Annotated in this window: 2 protein-coding genes, 1 tRNA gene and 2 rRNA genes; 4 read left to right on the top strand and 1 reads right to left on the bottom strand. The window is 67.0% G+C overall.

Features of this window, described 5'->3' with window-relative positions; all coding sequences use genetic code 11:
• From CCN51_RS26620 to CCN51_RS26605, 4 genes are all read left to right on the top strand, one after another.
• Nucleotides 1-129: ribosomal RNA gene (locus tag CCN51_RS26620) — 23S ribosomal RNA — on the top strand; the annotation flags it as partial.
• A gap of 93 nt (nt 130-222) precedes the next feature.
• A 5S ribosomal RNA gene (rrf, locus tag CCN51_RS26615) occupies nt 223-339 on the top strand.
• Nucleotides 340-444: 105 nt separating this feature from the next.
• Nucleotides 445-1,143 (top strand): DegT/DnrJ/EryC1/StrS family aminotransferase, encoded by a 699-nt coding sequence (locus CCN51_RS26610; RefSeq protein ID WP_014175957.1) that lies wholly within the window; start codon nt 445-447, stop codon nt 1,141-1,143.
• A gap of 77 nt (nt 1,144-1,220) precedes the next feature.
• Nucleotides 1,221-1,293 (top strand) — tRNA-Thr (locus tag CCN51_RS26605).
• A gap of 74 nt (nt 1,294-1,367) precedes the next feature.
• Here the strand turns inward: CCN51_RS26605 and CCN51_RS26600 are convergent.
• On the bottom strand, nt 1,368-2,363 hold a 996-nt coding region (locus tag CCN51_RS26600), incomplete at its 5' end, for a PP2C family protein-serine/threonine phosphatase (protein ID WP_143675897.1).

Raw genomic sequence — 2,363 nt, 5'->3', positions numbered from 1 at the left:
TTCGAGATGAGGACTCCCACCTCTATAAGAGGGTAAGGCTCCCAGTAGACGACTGGGTTGATAGGCCGGATATGGAAGCCGGGTGACCGGTGGAGTTGACTGGTACTAATAGGCCGAGGGCTTGTCCTCAGTTGCTCGCGTCCACTGTGTTGGTTCTGAAGTAATGACCAACCAATCACGCACCTACGGGTGTGTGGTGTTGGTTTGTTTTCTTCATAGTGTTTCGGTGGTTATTGCGTTAGGGAAACGCCCGGTTACATTTCGAACCCGGAAGCTAAGCCTTTCAGCGCCGATGGTACTGCAGGGGGGACCCTGTGGGAGAGTAGGACACCGCCGAACAATCTTTAGAGAGAGCTCTGTTGGGAACATTGGTTCCTGACAGGGCTCTCTTTTGTTGTGCTGCGGGCCACTCGGTGTTCATGTTGCCTGGGCACGATGCCAGCCATGGGGACTCCTGCGGACGAGCTGTTGCAAGAGCTCACCCGGTCGGGCGTACGGCCGGGTGACGAGGTGGTGGTGCCGTCGTACGGCACCCCCGAGGCCGCGGAAGCGGTTCTGCTGGCCGGGGCCCGGCCGGTGTTCGTGGATATCGACGCCAGTACGTACTGCATAGAGCCGGCCGCGGTGGCGGATGCGCTGACGCCCCAGACCGCCGCCGTCATTGTGGTGCACACCTTCGGGCACCCGGCCGATATGCTCCGACTGGTTGAACTCGGCAAGCGGCACGGCCTGCTCGTCATCGAGCACGGGGCGCGGCCCGAGCCGGATGCAGAGATACTGCGACGGCAGGCGAACGCGGCGTATCTGAACGGCAAGCTGCGCGGTGTGAGCACCCCCTGCGTGGCGCCCGGGGTTCAGCACACCTATCAGCAGTACGTGGTGCGCGTTCCGGGGAATGGCAGGCCGGACCGTGACGCCTTCGCCCGTACGCTGCGTTCCCGCGGTGTTATGTGCCACGTTCCTGTACAGACGCCGGCTCACCGCACCGCGCGATTCCGGCGGGATTTGTGGCTCGTGGAGACCGAGCGAGCCGCCGATGAATGTCTGGCTTTGCCGATCGACGCGGCGATGACACGGCGGGAGCTGCAGCGAGTGGTGTCCGCGTGCAATGCGCTCGGCGGGGTACTTCAGGCGGCAGCTTAACGGCGGCTTGGCGACGGCCGTTGGGGCAGTGGCACGGGGCACCCCGATCTTCGGGGTATGATTTATCCCGTCGACGCGCCCCAATAGCTCAGTCGGCAGAGCGTCTCCATGGTAAGGAGAAGGTCTACGGTTCGATTCCGTATTGGGGCTCTTATTTTCACGACACAAGGCCCTCGCCAATTGGCGGGGGCCTTCGTCATGTTCTCCGAGTTCTCCGAGGTATGTCAGGCGTCGTGCCGCTCGGGGACGCGCATGGCCAGGATGGCCATGTCGTCGGACGGCGGCTGGGCTGCGAACCGCTCCACGGCGCGCAGCACTCGAGAGGCCACCGCGCCGGCCGTCAGACCGGTGCAGGTCGTCAGTACCTCGATGAGGCCGTCGTCGCCGAGCATCCGGGCACCCTCGCGGCGCTCGGTCACCCCGTCGGTGACGCACAGCAGGACGTCGCCCGGGTCGAGGGTGACGGTCTGCTCGTACAGTTCGAGGTCTTCCATCACGCCGAGCAGCGGCTGGGGTTCGGCCGCGGGCTCCACGGAGCCGTCCTGGCGCAGCCGCAGGGGCAGCGGATGGCCCGCGCAGACGACCTTCAGCTCGGCGCTGCCGTCCTCCTGCGGCCACAGCTCCCCGTAAAGGAGCGTCAGAAAGCGGCTGCGGGCGCCCTCGTCGAGGATGGCGGTGTTGAGGCGTTCCAGCACCGCAGGGCCGCCGAAGCCCTCGCGGGCGAGCAGCCGTAGCGCATGGCGGGCCAGGCCGGTGACCGCGGCGGCCTCGGGGCCGGTGCCGCAGACGTCGCCGATGGCGAAGCCGTACGCGCCGTCGCGGATCGGGAAGAGGTCGTAGAAGTCGCCGCCGACCTCGTTGCCCTCGCCTGCCGCGCGGTAGATGACTTCGACCTCCACGCCGGTGACGTCGGGCAGTTCGGGCGGCAGCAGGCTGCGCTGGAGGGACTGGCTGATGGCCGTGCGCTCCGAGTACAGCCGGGCGTTGTCGAGGGCGAGGGCCGCCCTGCGGGAGAGGTCTTCGGCGAGTTCCAGGTTCTCCTGGCGGAAGTGCCCGTCGGTGGACTTGCCGAGGGTGAGCATGCCGATGACGCGGTTGCGGGCGACCAGTGGCAGCACCACGGTCTCGCCGCCGACCGCCGAGGCGGTCGCGAGCGAGGCGCTGGGGCCCGAGGAGGGGCGGGCGGCGTCGCCGAGGCTCAGGCCGCGCAGCGAGGTGCG

It is taken from the genome of Streptomyces milbemycinicus, assembly GCF_002154605.1.
GTDB classification, from domain to species: Bacteria; Actinomycetota; Actinomycetes; order Streptomycetales; family Streptomycetaceae; genus Streptomyces; species Streptomyces milbemycinicus.
The sequence above is the reverse complement of the archived record's forward strand: the minus strand, read 5'-3'. Positions and strand labels throughout refer to the sequence as shown.